Source organism: Micromonospora sp. DT15, assembly GCF_049841475.1.
In the GTDB taxonomy this organism is placed as follows: Bacteria; Actinomycetota; Actinomycetes; order Mycobacteriales; family Micromonosporaceae; genus Micromonospora.
In genome coordinates, this window is sequence record NZ_JBNCKJ010000001.1 from 213,183 (window position 1) to 226,778 (window position 13,596).

The window sequence follows — 13,596 nt, forward strand, 5'->3', positions numbered from 1 at the left end:
CCAGCCATGACGAGCCTGCCCTTGATCCCCGCCATCTCGGTCGCCCCCGCCGCGCGCCGGGCCTCCATGCCCCCTCAGCACCTCGCTGACCTGGACCTGGCCGGTCGCCAGGCGTTGGTCACCGGGCTGGGTGAGCCGGCCTTCCGCGCCAAGCAGGTCTCCAACCACTACTTCGGGCGGTTGGTCCGCGACCCGCAGGCGATGACCGATCTGCCCGCGGCGACCCGGGAGCGGCTGGCCGACCAGTTGCTGCCGACCTTGCTCAACCCGGTGCGCGAGCTGGCCTGTGATGACGGCGCGACCCGCAAGGCGCTCTGGCGGCTGCACGACGGCGCGCTGGTGGAGAGCGTGCTGATGGGTTACCCGGACCGGGTGACCGTCTGCATCTCCAGCCAGGCGGGCTGCGGCATGGCCTGTCCGTTCTGCGCGACCGGTCAGGCCGGGCTCACCCGCAACCTGTCGACGGCGGAGATCGTCGACCAGGCGGTCTACATGGCCGGGGTGGCGGCCTCCGGCGTCGTGGCGGGTTCCCCGCCGAGGCTGTCGCGCGTCGTCTTCATGGGCATGGGCGAGCCGCTGGCCAACTACAACCGGGTGATCGCGGCGATCCGTCGGCTGGTCAGCCCGGCTCCGGAGGGTCTCGGCCTGTCCCAGCGGCACATCACCGTTTCCACGGTTGGCCTGGTTCCGGCCATCCACCGACTGGCCAGCGAAGACCTCTCAGTGACCCTTGCGTTGTCGTTGCACGCGCCCGATGATGATCTGCGCGACGAACTCGTGCCGGTAAACCAGCGCTGGAAGGTAGCCGAGGTGCTGGACGCAGCGTGGGACTACGCCGCCCGGACGGGCCGCCGCGTGTCGATCGAGTACGCGATGATCAAGGACGTGAACGACCAGCCGTGGCGAGCCGACCTGCTCGGGCGGCTGCTGGCCGGCAAGTTGGCCCACGTGAACCTCATTCCGCTCAATCCGACGCCGGGCAGCCGCTGGGACGCGAGCCCGAAGCCGGTCGAGCGGGAGTTCGTCCGGCGGTTGCGCGACGCCGGGGTGTCCACCACAGTTCGGGACACCCGAGGTCGCGAGATCGACGGCGCGTGTGGCCAGCTTGCCGCTGCCGAAGACAACGACACCAACACCGACCGCGCCGGAGAGGCACCGGCGTGACCGGGCGTGGCGAACGAGACCAGGAGACATAGTGGCGAGTCAGGGTCAGCGTTTCCGGCGCAAGGCGCTCCGCCGGGGATACAAGGTCGACGAGGTGGATGCCTTCCTCGACCGGGTCGAGGCGACGCTCGACGGCCGACAGGTCGGTGCCCCGGTGGCCTCCCAGGAGGTTCATGACGTCGTCTTCCGGGTCCGCTTCAACGGCTACGACGAGTGGCAGGTCGACCTGCACCTGGACCGGGTCGAGCGGCAGCTGGCCGAGCTGGAGGAGCGCAACAGCGCCGGACGCGGCGGCGACCCCCGGATGGGTGACCGGATGGGCCCACCGGACCGGCTGGGTCCGCCGATGCGTGACGAGCGGGGCATGGTCCCGCAGCCGATGCCGCCCCGGCCGATGCCCGCGCAGCCCGGCCCGCCCTACGGCCGCTACGACGAGCCGACCGGTGCCTTCGCCGGTGGGTACGACGCCCCCCGCGGCGGTGGTTACGACGCGCCACGTGGCCCGGCCGGCCCACCGATGGGTCCCGGTGGCCAGATGGGCCCCGGCCCGATGGGTGGCCACGGCATGCCGCAGCGCGGCCTGCCCGCCGGTCCCAGCGGGTACGGCCCCCCGGACGACCAGCGCTCACCCGGTGGCTACGGCCCGGATGACCAGCGCGGCGGGTACGGCCAGGACGACCAGCGCGCGCCCGGCGGTTATCCGCCGCCGCCGGAGGAGCCGCGCTTCGACGGCTTCGAGGCCGGGCGGCACGGTCGCGCCGACATGACGGCTGAGATCCGGATGCCGGAGCGGGATCTGCGCGACATGCGCCGTGGTCCGGCCGGTCCGCCTCCGCTGCCGCAGCAGGGCATGGGTGGCCCGCCGATGGCCGGTCCGCCGGCGATGGCTGGTCCGCCCGCGGTGGCCGGTCCGCCGATGGGTGGTCCGCCGATGGCCGGTCCGCCCGGCAGCGACCTGTACCGGGTCGACCAGATCCGTCGCAGCTTCCAGGTGCGCCGGTTCGGCAGCGGGTACGACCCCGACCAGGTGGACCGGTTCTTCGACACCCTGCTCGGTGGCATGCAGCGCCGCAACCCGATGCCGGTCGACCCGAAGGACCTGGACACGCTCCGGTTCGGCCTGGTGCCGGGTGGCTACTTCGAGGCCGAGGTCGATGCCGCACTGAAGGACGTGCAGGACATTCTCTTCGGGCGCTGACCCCGACGCGATACGGACGAGGGCCCGTCCCCCAGGTGGGGGCGGGCCCTCGGCGTACGTCGGCCGGTCGTCCGGCGGTGGGTCGGGTCAGGAGCGCAGACCGCTGCGCCGCAACACGATGTCGCCGATCACGATGATCAGCAGCAGCGCGGCCAGGCCGATCAGCCAGATGTCCTCGACCCTGCCCTCGTGGTTGCCGCAGATCATCGCCAGCAGCGCCAGTGCGGACAGCACGGCGCCGATCTGCCCGGCCTTGCGGTGCCCGGGCTTGTGCTGGTCTGGCGACGTTACCGGCTCGCTTCCTGCCACTGTCGGTCCTTCCCTCGCGATCGGATCTTTGGTTAGTCTGGCACGCCTCGTACGCGGTGCGGTGGGGTGGGGGTTTCCTGGCCATCGGCCCTGCCCCACCCGGGCTGGATGGCACTACCGGCGTCGCGGGGCGGCGGTCAGACTCGCTCCGGTAGCGTTTGGCGTACACCTGATTGTCTGTTTGAGGGGGACTGTGCGGTGCGAGTGACCGGAACCGGGCACGCCAGCATGCGGATCGACACGGCTGCGGGCAGCATCCTGTGCGACCCGTGGGTCAACCCGGCCTACTTCGCGTCGTGGTTTCCGTTCCCCGACAATTCACTGCTGGACTGGGAGAGTCTGGGTCAGGTCGACTACCTGTACGTCTCCCACCTGCATCGGGACCACTTCGACGCGAAGCACCTGCGCGACTTCATCTCGAAGGACGCCACGGTCCTGCTCCCCGAGTTCCCCACCTCGGAGATGGAGGACGAGTTCCGGGCGCTGGGCTTCACCAAGTTCCTGAAGGCGCCCAACGAGCAGGTGGTGGAGCTGCCCGGCGGCCTGAAGATCATGATTCAGGCGTTGACCAGCCCGACCGACGGGCCGATCGGCGACTCCTCGCTCTGGGTCGAGTACGACGGGGTGCGGCTGCTCAACCAGAACGACGCCCGCCCCACCGACCTGAGCGTCTTCGCCGAGCTGGGGCACGTGCACGCGCACCTGCTCCAGTTCTCCGGTGCGATCTGGTACCCGATGGTCTACGAACTTCCGCAGGCGGCGAAGACCGCGTTCGGTAAGCAGAAGCGCGACCGGCAGTTCGACCGGACCTGGCGCTACATCGACGACCTGAAGGCCGACCACGTCTTCCCGATCGCCGGCCCGCCGTGCTTCCTGGACGACGCCCTGTGGCAGTTCAACGACATCCACGGCGACGAGGGCAACATCTTCCCCGACCAGTCCGTCTTCCTGTCGGAGTACGCAAAGGTCGGCGGCACCAACGGGATCGTGCTGCTGCCGGGCAGCGTCGCCGAGGTCACCACCGAGGGCGCGAGCACCACCCACCCCGTGCCGGTGCAGGAGTTCTTCGCGAACAAGGTCGCGCACCTGGAGGAGATGCGGGAGCGCAAGCGCCCGATCATCGAGGCGGAGAAGGCGTCCTGGCGGCACCCCGAGGTGGACGTGCTCGGCGAGATGAAGCGTCGGATCGAACCGCTGCTCGACGAGTCGATCTACCTGGCCAAGGGGGTCGGTGGCCCGGTCCGTTTCGACCTGGTGGGGTACGACGGCGAGAGTGTCGAGTCGATCGTGGTGGACTTCCCCGGCAAGGAGGTCCGGCCGTACGCGGACGAGAAGGTGCGCTACCGGTTCCGGACCGAGCGCTCGCTGATCGAGCACCTGCTCTTCATCGACGAGGTGGACTGGGTCAACTCGCTCTTCCTGTCCTGCCGGTTCTCGGCGGCCCGGATCGGCCAGTACAACGAGTTCGTCTACGCGTTCTTCAAGTGCCTCTCCGAGGAGCGGCTCCAGTACGCCGAGGGCTGGTACGACGAGCACGAGCGCAGCACCGACGCCGAGGACATCACGTTGGGCGACTGGGTGGTGCAGCGGCGGTGCCCGCACCTGAAGGCGGACCTGACCCGCTTCGGCATCGTCGACGGTGACCAGCTCACCTGCCAGTTGCACGGCTGGCGCTTCGACCTGCCCAGCGGCCGCTGCCTGACCAGCGTCGGGCACAAGGTGCGAGCCCACCGGGTGGACGCGGAAACCCCCGCCCCGGCCGGCGAAGCAGTGATCTGACCCCGGGCCCCACCCGCGCTCCCACCGCCCACCCCCGTTGATCATGAAGTTATTGCCAGCTGCTGCGGCGTGTCGCGGCAATAACTTCATGATCAACTGCCTGGCGGGGGTGGGACGCGGTCAGCGGCCGAGGTCGGTGAGGATGCGGCGGGCGGCGTTGTGGCCGGCCGCGCCGATGACGCTGCCGGCCGGGTGGCAGCCGGCGCTGCCGGCGTACACACCGTCGACGCCGGTGGCGTAGGGCATCCGGTCGGTGAACGAGACGGTGTTGTCGACGTGGTGGATGTGCCCGCCGGTGATGCCGAAGTGCTCCTCGATGCCGGGCGGCGGCAGCGGCACCGCGTCGGCGATCAGGTCGGCGGTGCCGGGGGCGTACCGCTCGACGATCCCGAGCAGCCGGTCGACGTAGCCGGGCAGCTCCGCGTCCCAGGTGGTGCCGGCCAACTCGTAGGGGACGGACTGGACGAAGAGCGCCGACGAGTGGTGCCCGGCGGCGTCGGAGAGCGACGGGTCGACAGTGGTGTGCAGGTACCACTCGATGGTGGGCTCCGCCGGCAGCAGCCCGGCCTGCACGTCCGCCCACATGGCGCGCAGCGCGGTCATCGGTGAGGCCTCCGCCCCGCCGACCAGCGACGCCGACCCTGGCAGCAGGTGGATGGTCGAGCCGAACGGGCTGGGCGTGCCGTCCGGCAGGCAGGAGAACCGCGGCAGCCCGGTGAGCGCCAGGTTGAGCTTGAGGGTGGTGCCGGGCCGACGGACCGCCGCCATCCGTTCGCCGAGCCGAGCCGGCAGCGCGCCGTCGGGCAACAGGTCCATCAGCCGGTACGGGTCACACGCGCCGAGCACCACCCGGGCGGCGACCTCCCGACCGTCGGCCAGCACCACTCCGCTCGCGGCGCCGCCGTCCATGGTCACCGCGCGGACCGGCGTACCGGTCAGGATTGTCGCTCCGGCGGCGCGCGCGGCCTCGGCGAAGGTCCTGGAGACGGTGCCCATCCCACCCTCCGCGATCATCCAGGTGCCGCCGGAGCCGGGCAGTCGGCACATGTTGTGCACGAGGAAGTTGTGGCCGGTGCCGGGGTCGTCCGGGCCGGCGTTGAGCCCGGACAGGCCGTCGGTGACCGCGTACATGCTGACCAGCAGCTCCGAGCGGAACTCGAACCGGGCCAGGTAGTCGGCGACCGAGCCCTGCACGAGGTCGACGAAGACCTGGCGCAGCGCCGGACGGACGTGCCGCTCGGCGGTCTCCTGGACGCTCAGCGGCTCGGCCAGCCAGGCCGGGGCGAGGTCTTCCCGCAGCGCGGCCAGCTCGGCCTGCATGGCGTCGTCGGCGGCCACGTCGGCGGGGGAGAAGAACTCGGCGAGCTGCGCCCGGGTGGCGGCGGTGTCACTGCCGAAGAGCAGGTACGGCGAGCCGAGGCCGCCCGGGGTGGGAAGGAAGTAGTGCGGGTCCCGGCGCAGCACCGGGATCCGTACGTCGAGCGTGGCGAGCAGCTCCGGGGGCATCAGCCCGAGCAGGTACGACCCCGTGGAGTGGCGCAGCCCCGGCACCTTCGGGAACGGGTTCTCGGTGCGGGTCGCGCCGCCGATCACGTCGGCTGCCTCCAGCACGAGGACGTCCAGGCCGGCCCGGGCCAGCAGGACAGCGGAGACCAGACCGTTGTGCCCGGCACCGATGATCACGACGTCGGCGCGGGCCGGAATCTCACTGCTCATGCCGCGGCAGCCTAGTCCGCCCCACCACCCCAGGTCACCCCTTCCACCCTCTTGCCTACCCCCACCCCGTCGTCCCGTTGATCATGAAGTTATTGCCGCGACACGCCGCGCCGAGTGGCAACAACTTCATGATCAACCAGGCCGGCCGAGTGGGGGAGGTGGAGGGTGGAGGTGGAGGGTGAAGGTGGAGCCTTGGGTGGGGGTGCTGGTGGCGCGCACTGTGCCGCCGTGGGCCTCGGTGAGCTTGCGCACGATGGCGAGACCCAGGCCGCTGCCTCCGGTCTGCCGGCTCCGGGACTTCTCGGCCCGCCAGAAGCGGTCGAAGACCTGGGGCAGGTCCTCGGCGCTGATACCGCTGCCGGTGTCGGTCACCGAGATGATGACCTCGGCGTCGGTCGCGCTGGCGCTGATCGTCACGTGCCCGCCCGACGGGGTGTGCCGTACCGCGTTGGCCACCAGGTTGCCGACTGCCTGGCGGAGTCGGACCGGGTCGGCGTCCACCTGCGGGTCGGCCTCAGTGCGTACCGTGATGGTGACGCCGACCCGGTCGGCCTGGGCCCGGTGCGCCTCCGCGACCTGGGCGAGCAGGTCGGTGAGGTAGACCTGTTCACGGTGCAGCCGCAGCGCGCCCGCGTCGGCCTCGGCCAGGTCCTGCAGGTCGGTGATCACATGTTGGAGCAGTGTCGCCTCCTCCAGCAGTGAGGAGAGCAGCCGGCGGTCGGGGGCCGCGACGCCGTCCTCGACCGCTTCGAGCCAACCCCGGATGTTGCTCACCGGCGTCCGCATCTCGTGGGCGATGTCGCTGACCATGGCCCGGCGTAGCTGCTCCAGCCGTTCCCGCCGTTCGGCCATGTCGTTGAAGGCCTCGGCCAGCCGGGCGATCTCGTCGCGGCCGGTCACCCGGACCCGGGCGGCGCCGTCGCCGTCGCGCATCCGTTGGGCGGCCCCGGTCAGCGCGTGCAGCGGACGCGTCAGCCGGATGCCGGCGAGGACGGTGAAGCCGATCGTCACCAGCAGGACGAGTCCGGCGACCGCGACGATGCGGGTCTGGTTGGCGGGGGAGAGGTCGAAGGTGGTCGAGGGACGACCGCCCGGGTCGGTGACGAAGAGGGTCGCGGCCGGGGCGACGTACGGGAGGAGTTGTTCGCGTCGACTGGTGCCGACGCAGGCGCTGACCGCCCGGTTGTGCTCCTGGTCGACGCCGGCCGCGCTGCGGGAGTCGGGTGCGCTGGCCGCCGGCTGCCTCGTCCAGGTCCAGTTCAGGTCCACCTGCACGGCGGGCAGGCGCCGCCGTGCCAGGCAGGTGTTCACCAGGGCGTTGAGCTGGGCGAGCGCCTTACCCTCGGTGGCCGTACGGGTCGCGAGTTCTTCCCTCAACTGAGCGCAGGCGGCACTGTCGGCGAGGTCGGTGCCGGGGGTGTCGAGGCGAGGGCGGCCGGTGGGTCCGTCCACGACGGTGGCGTCGATCTGCGCCCGGAGCCGCAGACACTGGGCCGCCCGGGCCGCCTTGTCGCGCAGCGCGGCGCGCTCCTCGGGTGGGAGCAGGTACGGCCCGGTGGTGCGCGGGTCGATGCGGCCGGTGCCGCCGTCGCCGCTGCCCCTCGGCAGGGTGGTGCCGCCGTCACCGCCGCCCGGCAGTGTGGTGCCGGGTGTCAGGGCGGTGTCGACGGCGAGCGCGTCGACGGTCGCTGACGACGTCGTCGGCAAGGGGCCCGCGCCGGGGGCCGAGTCCGCGATCAGGGCACCGGTCTCGGTGGTCAGGGCGATCCGCCGGCCGACGTCCTGGGCGAGCGGCCGAAGGGCCGCGTCGACTCCGTCCCAGGTCGGGTGGGTCGCCGCGTACGCGAGCACCGTGTCGTAGATGCGGGCGTCGTCGGCGAGCGCCTGCCCCTGCTCCTGCCGGATCGCTCCGGTGGTGGTGCGGACGGCCAGCCACGCGGTCGCCGCGATCGAGCCGATGGCGATGAGGACGGCCAGCGCCAGCAGTCGGAGCAGCAGGCTGCGGCGCAGCGGGACCTCACCCGACACGGGGTGACTCTTCGACGAGCTTGTATCCGATGCCGTACACGGTCACCAACCGGGCCGGCTTGCGCGGGTTCGGCTCGATCTTCCGGCGGAGGTTCATCACGTGCACGTCGACGGTCCGGTTGGTGATGTACCTGTCGAACCCGTGCAGGTAGCCCAGGAGCTGATCCCGGGTGAACGCCCGCGAGGGCTGGGCGGCCATCGCCTGGAGCAGCTGGAACTCACCGGGTGTGCAGTCGACGAGGCGTCCGTCGCTGCGTACCTCGTGGCGCACGGGGTCGACGTGCACGGCGCCGACCCGCAGCACCGGGTCCGCCGGCGTCCGTTGGCCCCGCCGCAGCAGGCTCCGGGCCCGGGCGACCAGTTCGCGGGGGCTGTACGGCTTCGTCATGTAGTCGTCGGCGCCCAGGTCGAGGCCGAGCAGCAGGTCGTCCTCGGTCGACCTCGCGGTCAGCATGAGCACCGGCAGGTCGGACTCCCGGCGCAGGATGCGACACACGTCCAGGCCGTCGACCTTCGGCATCATCACGTCGAGGACGAGCAGCGCCGGGGGCCGTTGACGGATCTGCTCCAGGGCGGCCCGCCCGTCGGCCACCACAGTCACCTCGTGCCCCTCGCGTTCCAGATACCGGCGCGCCAACTCCGCCTGCTTCTGGTCGTCCTCGGCTACCAGCACGTACGCACACACGGCAGCGACTGTACGTGGCCCGGGCCGGTTCCAGCAGGGCCGCTGAGCTGGGGCTATCGGATGACGACCGCTTCCTTACAGGTCTCTGACACCCGGGCGTGAAGCTGCACGCCATGACCAACTCAACCCATCGGGTCGCGGCCGGGTTCGCCGCGGTCGTCGTGCTCGCCGTCGCCCTCACCGGCTGCGGCGGCGGTGCGTCCAGCGCCCAGAAGGACACCGCCAGCGGCGACGTCGCGTCGCTCGTCACCCCGTCCGCCCCGGCGAGCGCCACCGCGGCCGGTGGTGCCACCAACGGTCGGCCGCAGCTACGCCTGGACATGACCGACGAGGAGGAGGAGCGGCTCTGGGGGACGTACAACATCTGCCTGCACGACAACGGCGTGAAGCTGAACGACGGCCGGTCACAACCCGGCCCGGTGGGGGACGGCACGGGCCTGTCGCTGGACCAGAGCGGGGAGCCGAAGGCGGCGTACGTGGCGTGCGCGAACAAGCTGCCGCTCCAGCCGCCGGAGTTGGACCCGGAGAAGAACCCGAACTACGTGAGTCAGTGGAACGACTACGTCCAGTGCCTGCGCGGGCGCGGGCTGAAGATCCACTCACTGCCGGACGGCTCCGGCTGGACCTACGACGACGGCGTCGCCAACCCGACCAACGGACTTGAGGGTCCCGCGATGGACAAGGTCGAGAGGGAATGCACGATGGAGATCTTCGGTGCCAAGAAGTAACCCGACCGACGATCCTGGCCGGCGGACGACCCGGCGTACCGCGATCGTGGTGGCGGCGGTGACCCTGGTGGTCGCCGTCGGTGCCGGCGTCGGTGCGCTGGCTCTGCGGCGCCACCCCGGCGGTGATGTCGCGAGCGCACCGCCGCCGCTCACCACGACGACAGTGACCCGGGCCGACCTGTCGGACAGCCGCTCGCTCAACGGCACGCTCGGCTTCGGCCCGGAGCGGTTGGTGAAGGGTGCCGGGGAGGGCGTTGTCACCCGGATGCCGAAGGTGGGCGACACGGCGGCCCGGGGTAAGCCGCTCTACTGGGTCAACGACAGACCGGTGCCGGTGCTGTTCGGCGGGACGCCGCTCTTTCGCACGCTCGAAAAGCCGGGTCTGGTGGGCAGCGACGTACGGATCGTGTCGGACAACCTGAAGGCGCTGGGCTACCACACCGGCTCGCAGCCGTCCCGGGCCACCGACGGCACGAAGATCGGCTCGGGTCAGGCCCTGCTCACCACGAGCCTCGTCGGCGCGATCAAGAAGTGGCAGCAGGCCCTCGGCCTGGACCCGACCGGGACGATCGGGGTCGGGCAGGTCGCGGTGCTGACCGGGCCGGCCCGAATCAGCGCGGTGAAGGCGCTGCCCGGTGACCCGGTCGCCGGTGAGTTGCTGGCCGTCACCGAGAAGGTCAAGCTGGTCACTGTGCCGGTCGGGGCCACCGACGTCGGCGCCATCACGGTGGGCGCCGCCGTGGTCGTCGCCCTGCCGGACAGCTCCGAGATCCCGGCAAAGGTCGCCTCGATCTCGCAGACGGTGCGCGGCGGGGGGTCGGACGGCGGCACCGGGCAGGGCAGCCCGCCCACCGTGGACGTCCTCGTCGCACCGACCCGGGCGGCGGACGTGGCCAAGCTGGACGCGGCCACGGTCCAGGTCCGCTTCACCACCGCCGTTCACAAGGGCGTACTCGCGGTGCCGGTCGGCGCGCTGGTGGCGCTCCGCGAGGGTGGGCATGCGCTGCAACTGCCCGACGGTGCGCTGGTGGCAGTGGAGACCGGGATGTTCGCCCGGGGCCTGGTCGAGGTCAGCGGCACCGGTGTGACCGAGGGCCTCGACGTGGTGACGGCATCGTGATCGCCGAAGCGGTGCTGAACGTCGAGGAGGTCAGCAGGACGTACCCCGGCGGGGTGACCGCACTGGATGACGTCTCACTGACCGTGCGTGCTGGCGAGATGCTCGCCATCGTCGGGCCGTCCGGGTCCGGCAAGTCCACGCTGCTGAACATCATGGGCACCCTCGACCTGCCGACCAGCGGTCGGGTACGCGTCGCCGGGCAGGAGGTCACCGCGCTGTCCGACCGTCGGCTCTCCGCGCTGCGGGGCCGCTGGCTCGGTTTCGTCTTCCAGCAGTTCCACCTCACCGACGGGCTGGATGCCGCCGAGAACGTCGCCACCGGCCTGCTCTACGCCGGGGTGCCCCGTCGTCGCCGTCGCCGCACCGCGATCGAGGCGTTGGCCCGGGTCGGCCTGGCGCACCGGCTGAACCACCTGCCGCAGCAGCTCTCCGGCGGGGAGCGGCAGCGCGTGGCGATAGCCCGGGCGCTCGTCAACGAGCCGGCGCTGGTGCTGGCCGACGAGCCGACCGGCGCCCTCGACACGGCGAACGGGGAGGCGGTTCTTGCCCTGCTCACCGACCTCAACGCGGAGGGCACCACCATCGCCGTGATCACCCACGACCGCGATCTCGCCGCCCGTACGCCTCGCCAGGTGGAGATCCGCGACGGCCGGATCGTCGCCGACACCGACACCGTCACCGGGAGCGGGGCGTGAGCGCGTCCCCGGGTGGCACCCGGTCGACCCGGCTCGCCCCGACCGACGTACTCCGGCTCGGTCTGCTCGGCCTGACCACCCGCCGGATGCGGGCGGTCCTCTCCGCCCTGGGCATCTCCATCGGCATCGCCACGCTGGTCGTCGTGGTGGGGATCCCCGCGTCCAGCCAGCGCGACCTGATGGAGCAGCTCTCCGCCCTCGGCACCAACCTGCTGCGGGCCGAACCCGTGCCCGATCAGAACCCGCCCGTCCTCCTGCCCGAGGACGCCGCCGCCATGGCGTCGCGGATCGGGCCGGTCCACGCGGCGAGCGCGGTCGCGAACACCCACACCGCCGTGCGCCGCAACGACCTGCTGGACCGGTACGACACGTCCGGGCTCACCGTGCTCGCGTCCCGGCCGGACCTGTTGGGGACCGTCAACGGCCGGGTCCGCAGCGGCCGGCCCCTCGACGACGCGTCGGCCCGGCTTCCGACCGCCGTCCTCGGCTACGTCGCGGCGAGCCGGCTCGGCTTCGCCACTGTGGACCCCCGGCAACCGCCCCAGGTGTTCATCGGCGAGCGCTGGTTCACGGTGATCGGCATCCTGGACCCGTTGCCGCTCTCCCCGGATCTCGACCGTTCGGTGCTGGTCGGGTGGGACGCCGCCAGGGCCATGCTCGGCTTCGACGGTCACCCCACCGTCGTCTACCTGCGGGCCAGGGAGGACGCGTTGGAGGACGTCCGTGCCGTGCTGCCGGCCACCCTCAACCCGCAGTTGCCCGGGCTGGTCCAGGTCAGCCGCCCCTCCGACGCGCTCGCCGCTAAACGGGCCACCGAGGACAGCTTCTCCGCGCTGTTCCTCGGGCTGGCGGCGGTGGCCCTGCTGGTCGGCGGCATCGGCGTGGCCAACACGATGGTCATCTCGGTGCTGGAACGCCGTCGGGAGATCGGCCTGCGCCGGGCGCTCGGCGCGAACCGCGGCCAGATCCGGGTGCAGTTCCTCACCGAGTCGGTGCTGCTCAGCGTGCTCGGCGGTGCCGCCGGGGCCGCCCTGGGGGTGCTCGCCACTGTCGGCTACGCCAGCTACCAGGGCTGGCCGCCCACCATCCCACTGCCCGCTGTGCTCGGCGGAGTGACCGCCGCCCTCCTGGTAGGCGTGGTGGCCGGCGTCTACCCGTCGATCCGAGCCGCCCGCCAAACTCCCACCGAAGCCCTGGCAACCCCCTGACGACCGGCCCCCGCTGCGGCGACCTCCTTGGTTGATCATGAAGTTATTGCCACTCGGCGCGACGTGTCGTGGCAATAACTTCATGATCAACGGGGCGGCGGGCCGGGGGAGTGGGTGGGGGTGGGGGTGGGGGTGCGGCGGGTGGTGCGCCAGTTTGAGAGGGCCAGGGTGGCGGAGTAGCCGGCCAGGACGATCACGTGGAACAGGTAGAGCCAGAGGAGGACGGCCACCCCGGCGCCGATGTCGTCGAAGCCGCCGAAGGGCACTCCCAGGTCCAGCGGGAGCGAGGCGAAGAGCACGAAGCCGTGCAGGAATCCGGAGAGGTTCGCCGCGGTGAACGACCCGACCCCGAGGGTGGAGAGCCAGTCCGGTGAGGCCGGCCCGACGACCCGGAACACCCACACCAGCACCGGCGTCAGCACCAGCCAGACCGCCAGGAACGACAGCACCACGCCGAGCACGCCGAGCCAACCGCCCTGGCGTACGAGGCGGGTGGTGAGCGGGAGCGCCAGCAGGATCGACAGCAGCAGCGCGGGGGCCGGCGCGAGCAGTGGCAGCAGCAGGAGTCGGCCCCGCCAGCCGACCAGGTGCTCGTCGGAGCGGGGCGCGGCCACCGAGACGAACGCCCGACGCAGGCCCTCGCCGTACAGCGAGGCGGGCAGCAGGGAGGCCAGCGCCAGCAGCGGAGTCAACCCCACCCCGGCGTCGACCAGCGCCTCCACCGCCCGGGGCGCGCCGATCGCGGTGGGCAGGGCCTCCACGGCGTACGAGGTGAGCCGGCGTACCCGGTCGGCCCCGGCCACCAGCGCGGTGAGCCAGATCGCCAGCAGGGCGACCGGCACCACGGCGATAGCCCCGTAGAAGGTGATCGCGGCGGCGTGCAGCGACAGGTCCCGTCCGCGCACCGGACGGAACGCCGCACTGGTGATCCGTTTCGTGCGCTGCCATCCGTTGCCCATCGGGTCC

The 13,596-nt window shown here is 71.8% G+C and carries 12 protein-coding genes; 7 read left to right on the forward strand and 5 right to left on the reverse strand.

All coding sequences use genetic code 11. The features are described 5' to 3' along the window. Positions 1-6 precede the first annotated feature (6 nt). A complete protein-coding gene (gene rlmN, locus ACLQ3F_RS01030) occupies positions 7-1,164 on the forward strand; it encodes a 23S rRNA (adenine(2503)-C(2))-methyltransferase RlmN (RefSeq protein WP_091400305.1) in 1,158 nt (385 codons plus the stop codon). Positions 1,165-1,195: 31 nt separating this feature from the next. Beyond that, positions 1,196-2,362, forward strand: coding sequence for a DivIVA domain-containing protein (locus ACLQ3F_RS01035; protein WP_425845153.1), 1,167 nt, complete (start codon positions 1,196-1,198; stop codon positions 2,360-2,362). A gap of 87 nt (positions 2,363-2,449) precedes the next feature. On the opposite strand, the gene ACLQ3F_RS01040 is transcribed toward ACLQ3F_RS01035, so the two are convergent. Beyond that, positions 2,450-2,671 (reverse strand): DUF2631 domain-containing protein, encoded by a 222-nt coding sequence (locus tag ACLQ3F_RS01040; RefSeq protein ID WP_036412111.1) that lies wholly within the window; start codon positions 2,669-2,671, stop codon positions 2,450-2,452. A gap of 198 nt (positions 2,672-2,869) precedes the next feature. Between ACLQ3F_RS01040 and ACLQ3F_RS01045 the strand changes: the two genes are divergently transcribed. Further along, entirely contained in the window at positions 2,870-4,450 is a 1,581-nt protein-coding gene (locus ACLQ3F_RS01045; RefSeq protein ID WP_357200213.1) for a Rieske 2Fe-2S domain-containing protein, read from the forward strand. Between the two features lie 120 nt (positions 4,451-4,570). Here the strand turns inward: ACLQ3F_RS01045 and ACLQ3F_RS01050 are convergent, their stop codons facing one another. From ACLQ3F_RS01050 to ACLQ3F_RS01060, 3 genes are all read right to left on the reverse strand, one after another. Continuing rightward, on the reverse strand, positions 4,571-6,166 hold the full coding sequence (locus ACLQ3F_RS01050) for a phytoene desaturase family protein (RefSeq protein ID WP_425845157.1): 1,596 nt from the start codon (positions 6,164-6,166) through the stop codon (positions 4,571-4,573). A 132-nt stretch (positions 6,167-6,298) separates the two neighbouring features. Next, positions 6,299-8,194 carry a HAMP domain-containing sensor histidine kinase gene (locus ACLQ3F_RS01055; protein WP_425845160.1) on the reverse strand — a complete coding sequence of 632 codons (1,896 nt, stop codon included), beginning with the start codon at positions 8,192-8,194 and terminating at the stop codon, positions 6,299-6,301. Further along, positions 8,184-8,879, reverse strand: coding sequence for a response regulator transcription factor (locus tag ACLQ3F_RS01060; protein WP_355005218.1), 696 nt, complete (start codon positions 8,877-8,879; stop codon positions 8,184-8,186). The genes ACLQ3F_RS01055 and ACLQ3F_RS01060 overlap by 11 nt, the downstream gene beginning before the upstream one ends. 113 nt (positions 8,880-8,992) lie before the next feature. On the opposite strand from ACLQ3F_RS01060, the gene ACLQ3F_RS01065 reads away from it, so the two are divergent. Genes ACLQ3F_RS01065 through ACLQ3F_RS01080 form a run of 4 tightly spaced genes read left to right on the forward strand, consistent with a single transcriptional unit; the run spans position 8,993 to position 12,630 of the window. Then, complete coding sequence (locus ACLQ3F_RS01065) at positions 8,993-9,607, forward strand: hypothetical protein (protein WP_425845163.1); 615 nt, start codon at positions 8,993-8,995, stop codon at positions 9,605-9,607. Then, on the forward strand, positions 9,594-10,727 hold the full coding sequence (locus ACLQ3F_RS01070) for a hypothetical protein (protein WP_425845165.1): 1,134 nt from the start codon (positions 9,594-9,596) through the stop codon (positions 10,725-10,727). The genes ACLQ3F_RS01065 and ACLQ3F_RS01070 overlap by 14 nt, the downstream gene beginning before the upstream one ends. Beyond that, positions 10,727-11,422, forward strand: a complete 696-nt coding sequence (locus tag ACLQ3F_RS01075; protein WP_425846142.1) for an ABC transporter ATP-binding protein — start codon at positions 10,727-10,729, stop codon at positions 11,420-11,422. Before ACLQ3F_RS01070 ends, ACLQ3F_RS01075 begins: the two co-directional genes overlap by 1 nt. Then, positions 11,419-12,630, forward strand: a complete 1,212-nt coding sequence (locus ACLQ3F_RS01080; RefSeq protein WP_425845167.1) for an ABC transporter permease — start codon at positions 11,419-11,421, stop codon at positions 12,628-12,630. Before ACLQ3F_RS01075 ends, ACLQ3F_RS01080 begins: the two co-directional genes overlap by 4 nt. A gap of 86 nt (positions 12,631-12,716) precedes the next feature. Here the strand turns inward: ACLQ3F_RS01080 and ACLQ3F_RS01085 are convergent, their stop codons facing one another. Beyond that, the gene (locus tag ACLQ3F_RS01085; protein WP_357200233.1) at positions 12,717-13,589 is read right to left on the reverse strand and encodes a YhjD/YihY/BrkB family envelope integrity protein; all 873 of its coding nucleotides are present in this window, start codon (positions 13,587-13,589) and stop codon (positions 12,717-12,719) included. Between the last annotated feature and the right edge of the window lie 7 nt (positions 13,590-13,596).

Bases quoted from the DNA above. Each gene is read 5' to 3' on its own strand.
- ACLQ3F_RS01050 (WP_425845157.1), bottom strand. From the start codon at position 6,166: ATGAGCAGTGAGATTCCGGCCCGCGCCGACGTCGTGATCATCGGTGCC.
- ACLQ3F_RS01065 (WP_425845163.1), top strand. From the start codon at position 8,993: ATGACCAACTCAACCCATCGGGTCGCGGCCGGGTTCGCCGCGGTCGTC.
- rlmN (WP_091400305.1), top strand. From the start codon at position 7: ATGACGAGCCTGCCCTTGATCCCCGCCATCTCGGTCGCCCCCGCCGCG.
- ACLQ3F_RS01085 (WP_357200233.1), bottom strand. From the start codon at position 13,589: ATGGGCAACGGATGGCAGCGCACGAAACGGATCACCAGTGCGGCGTTC.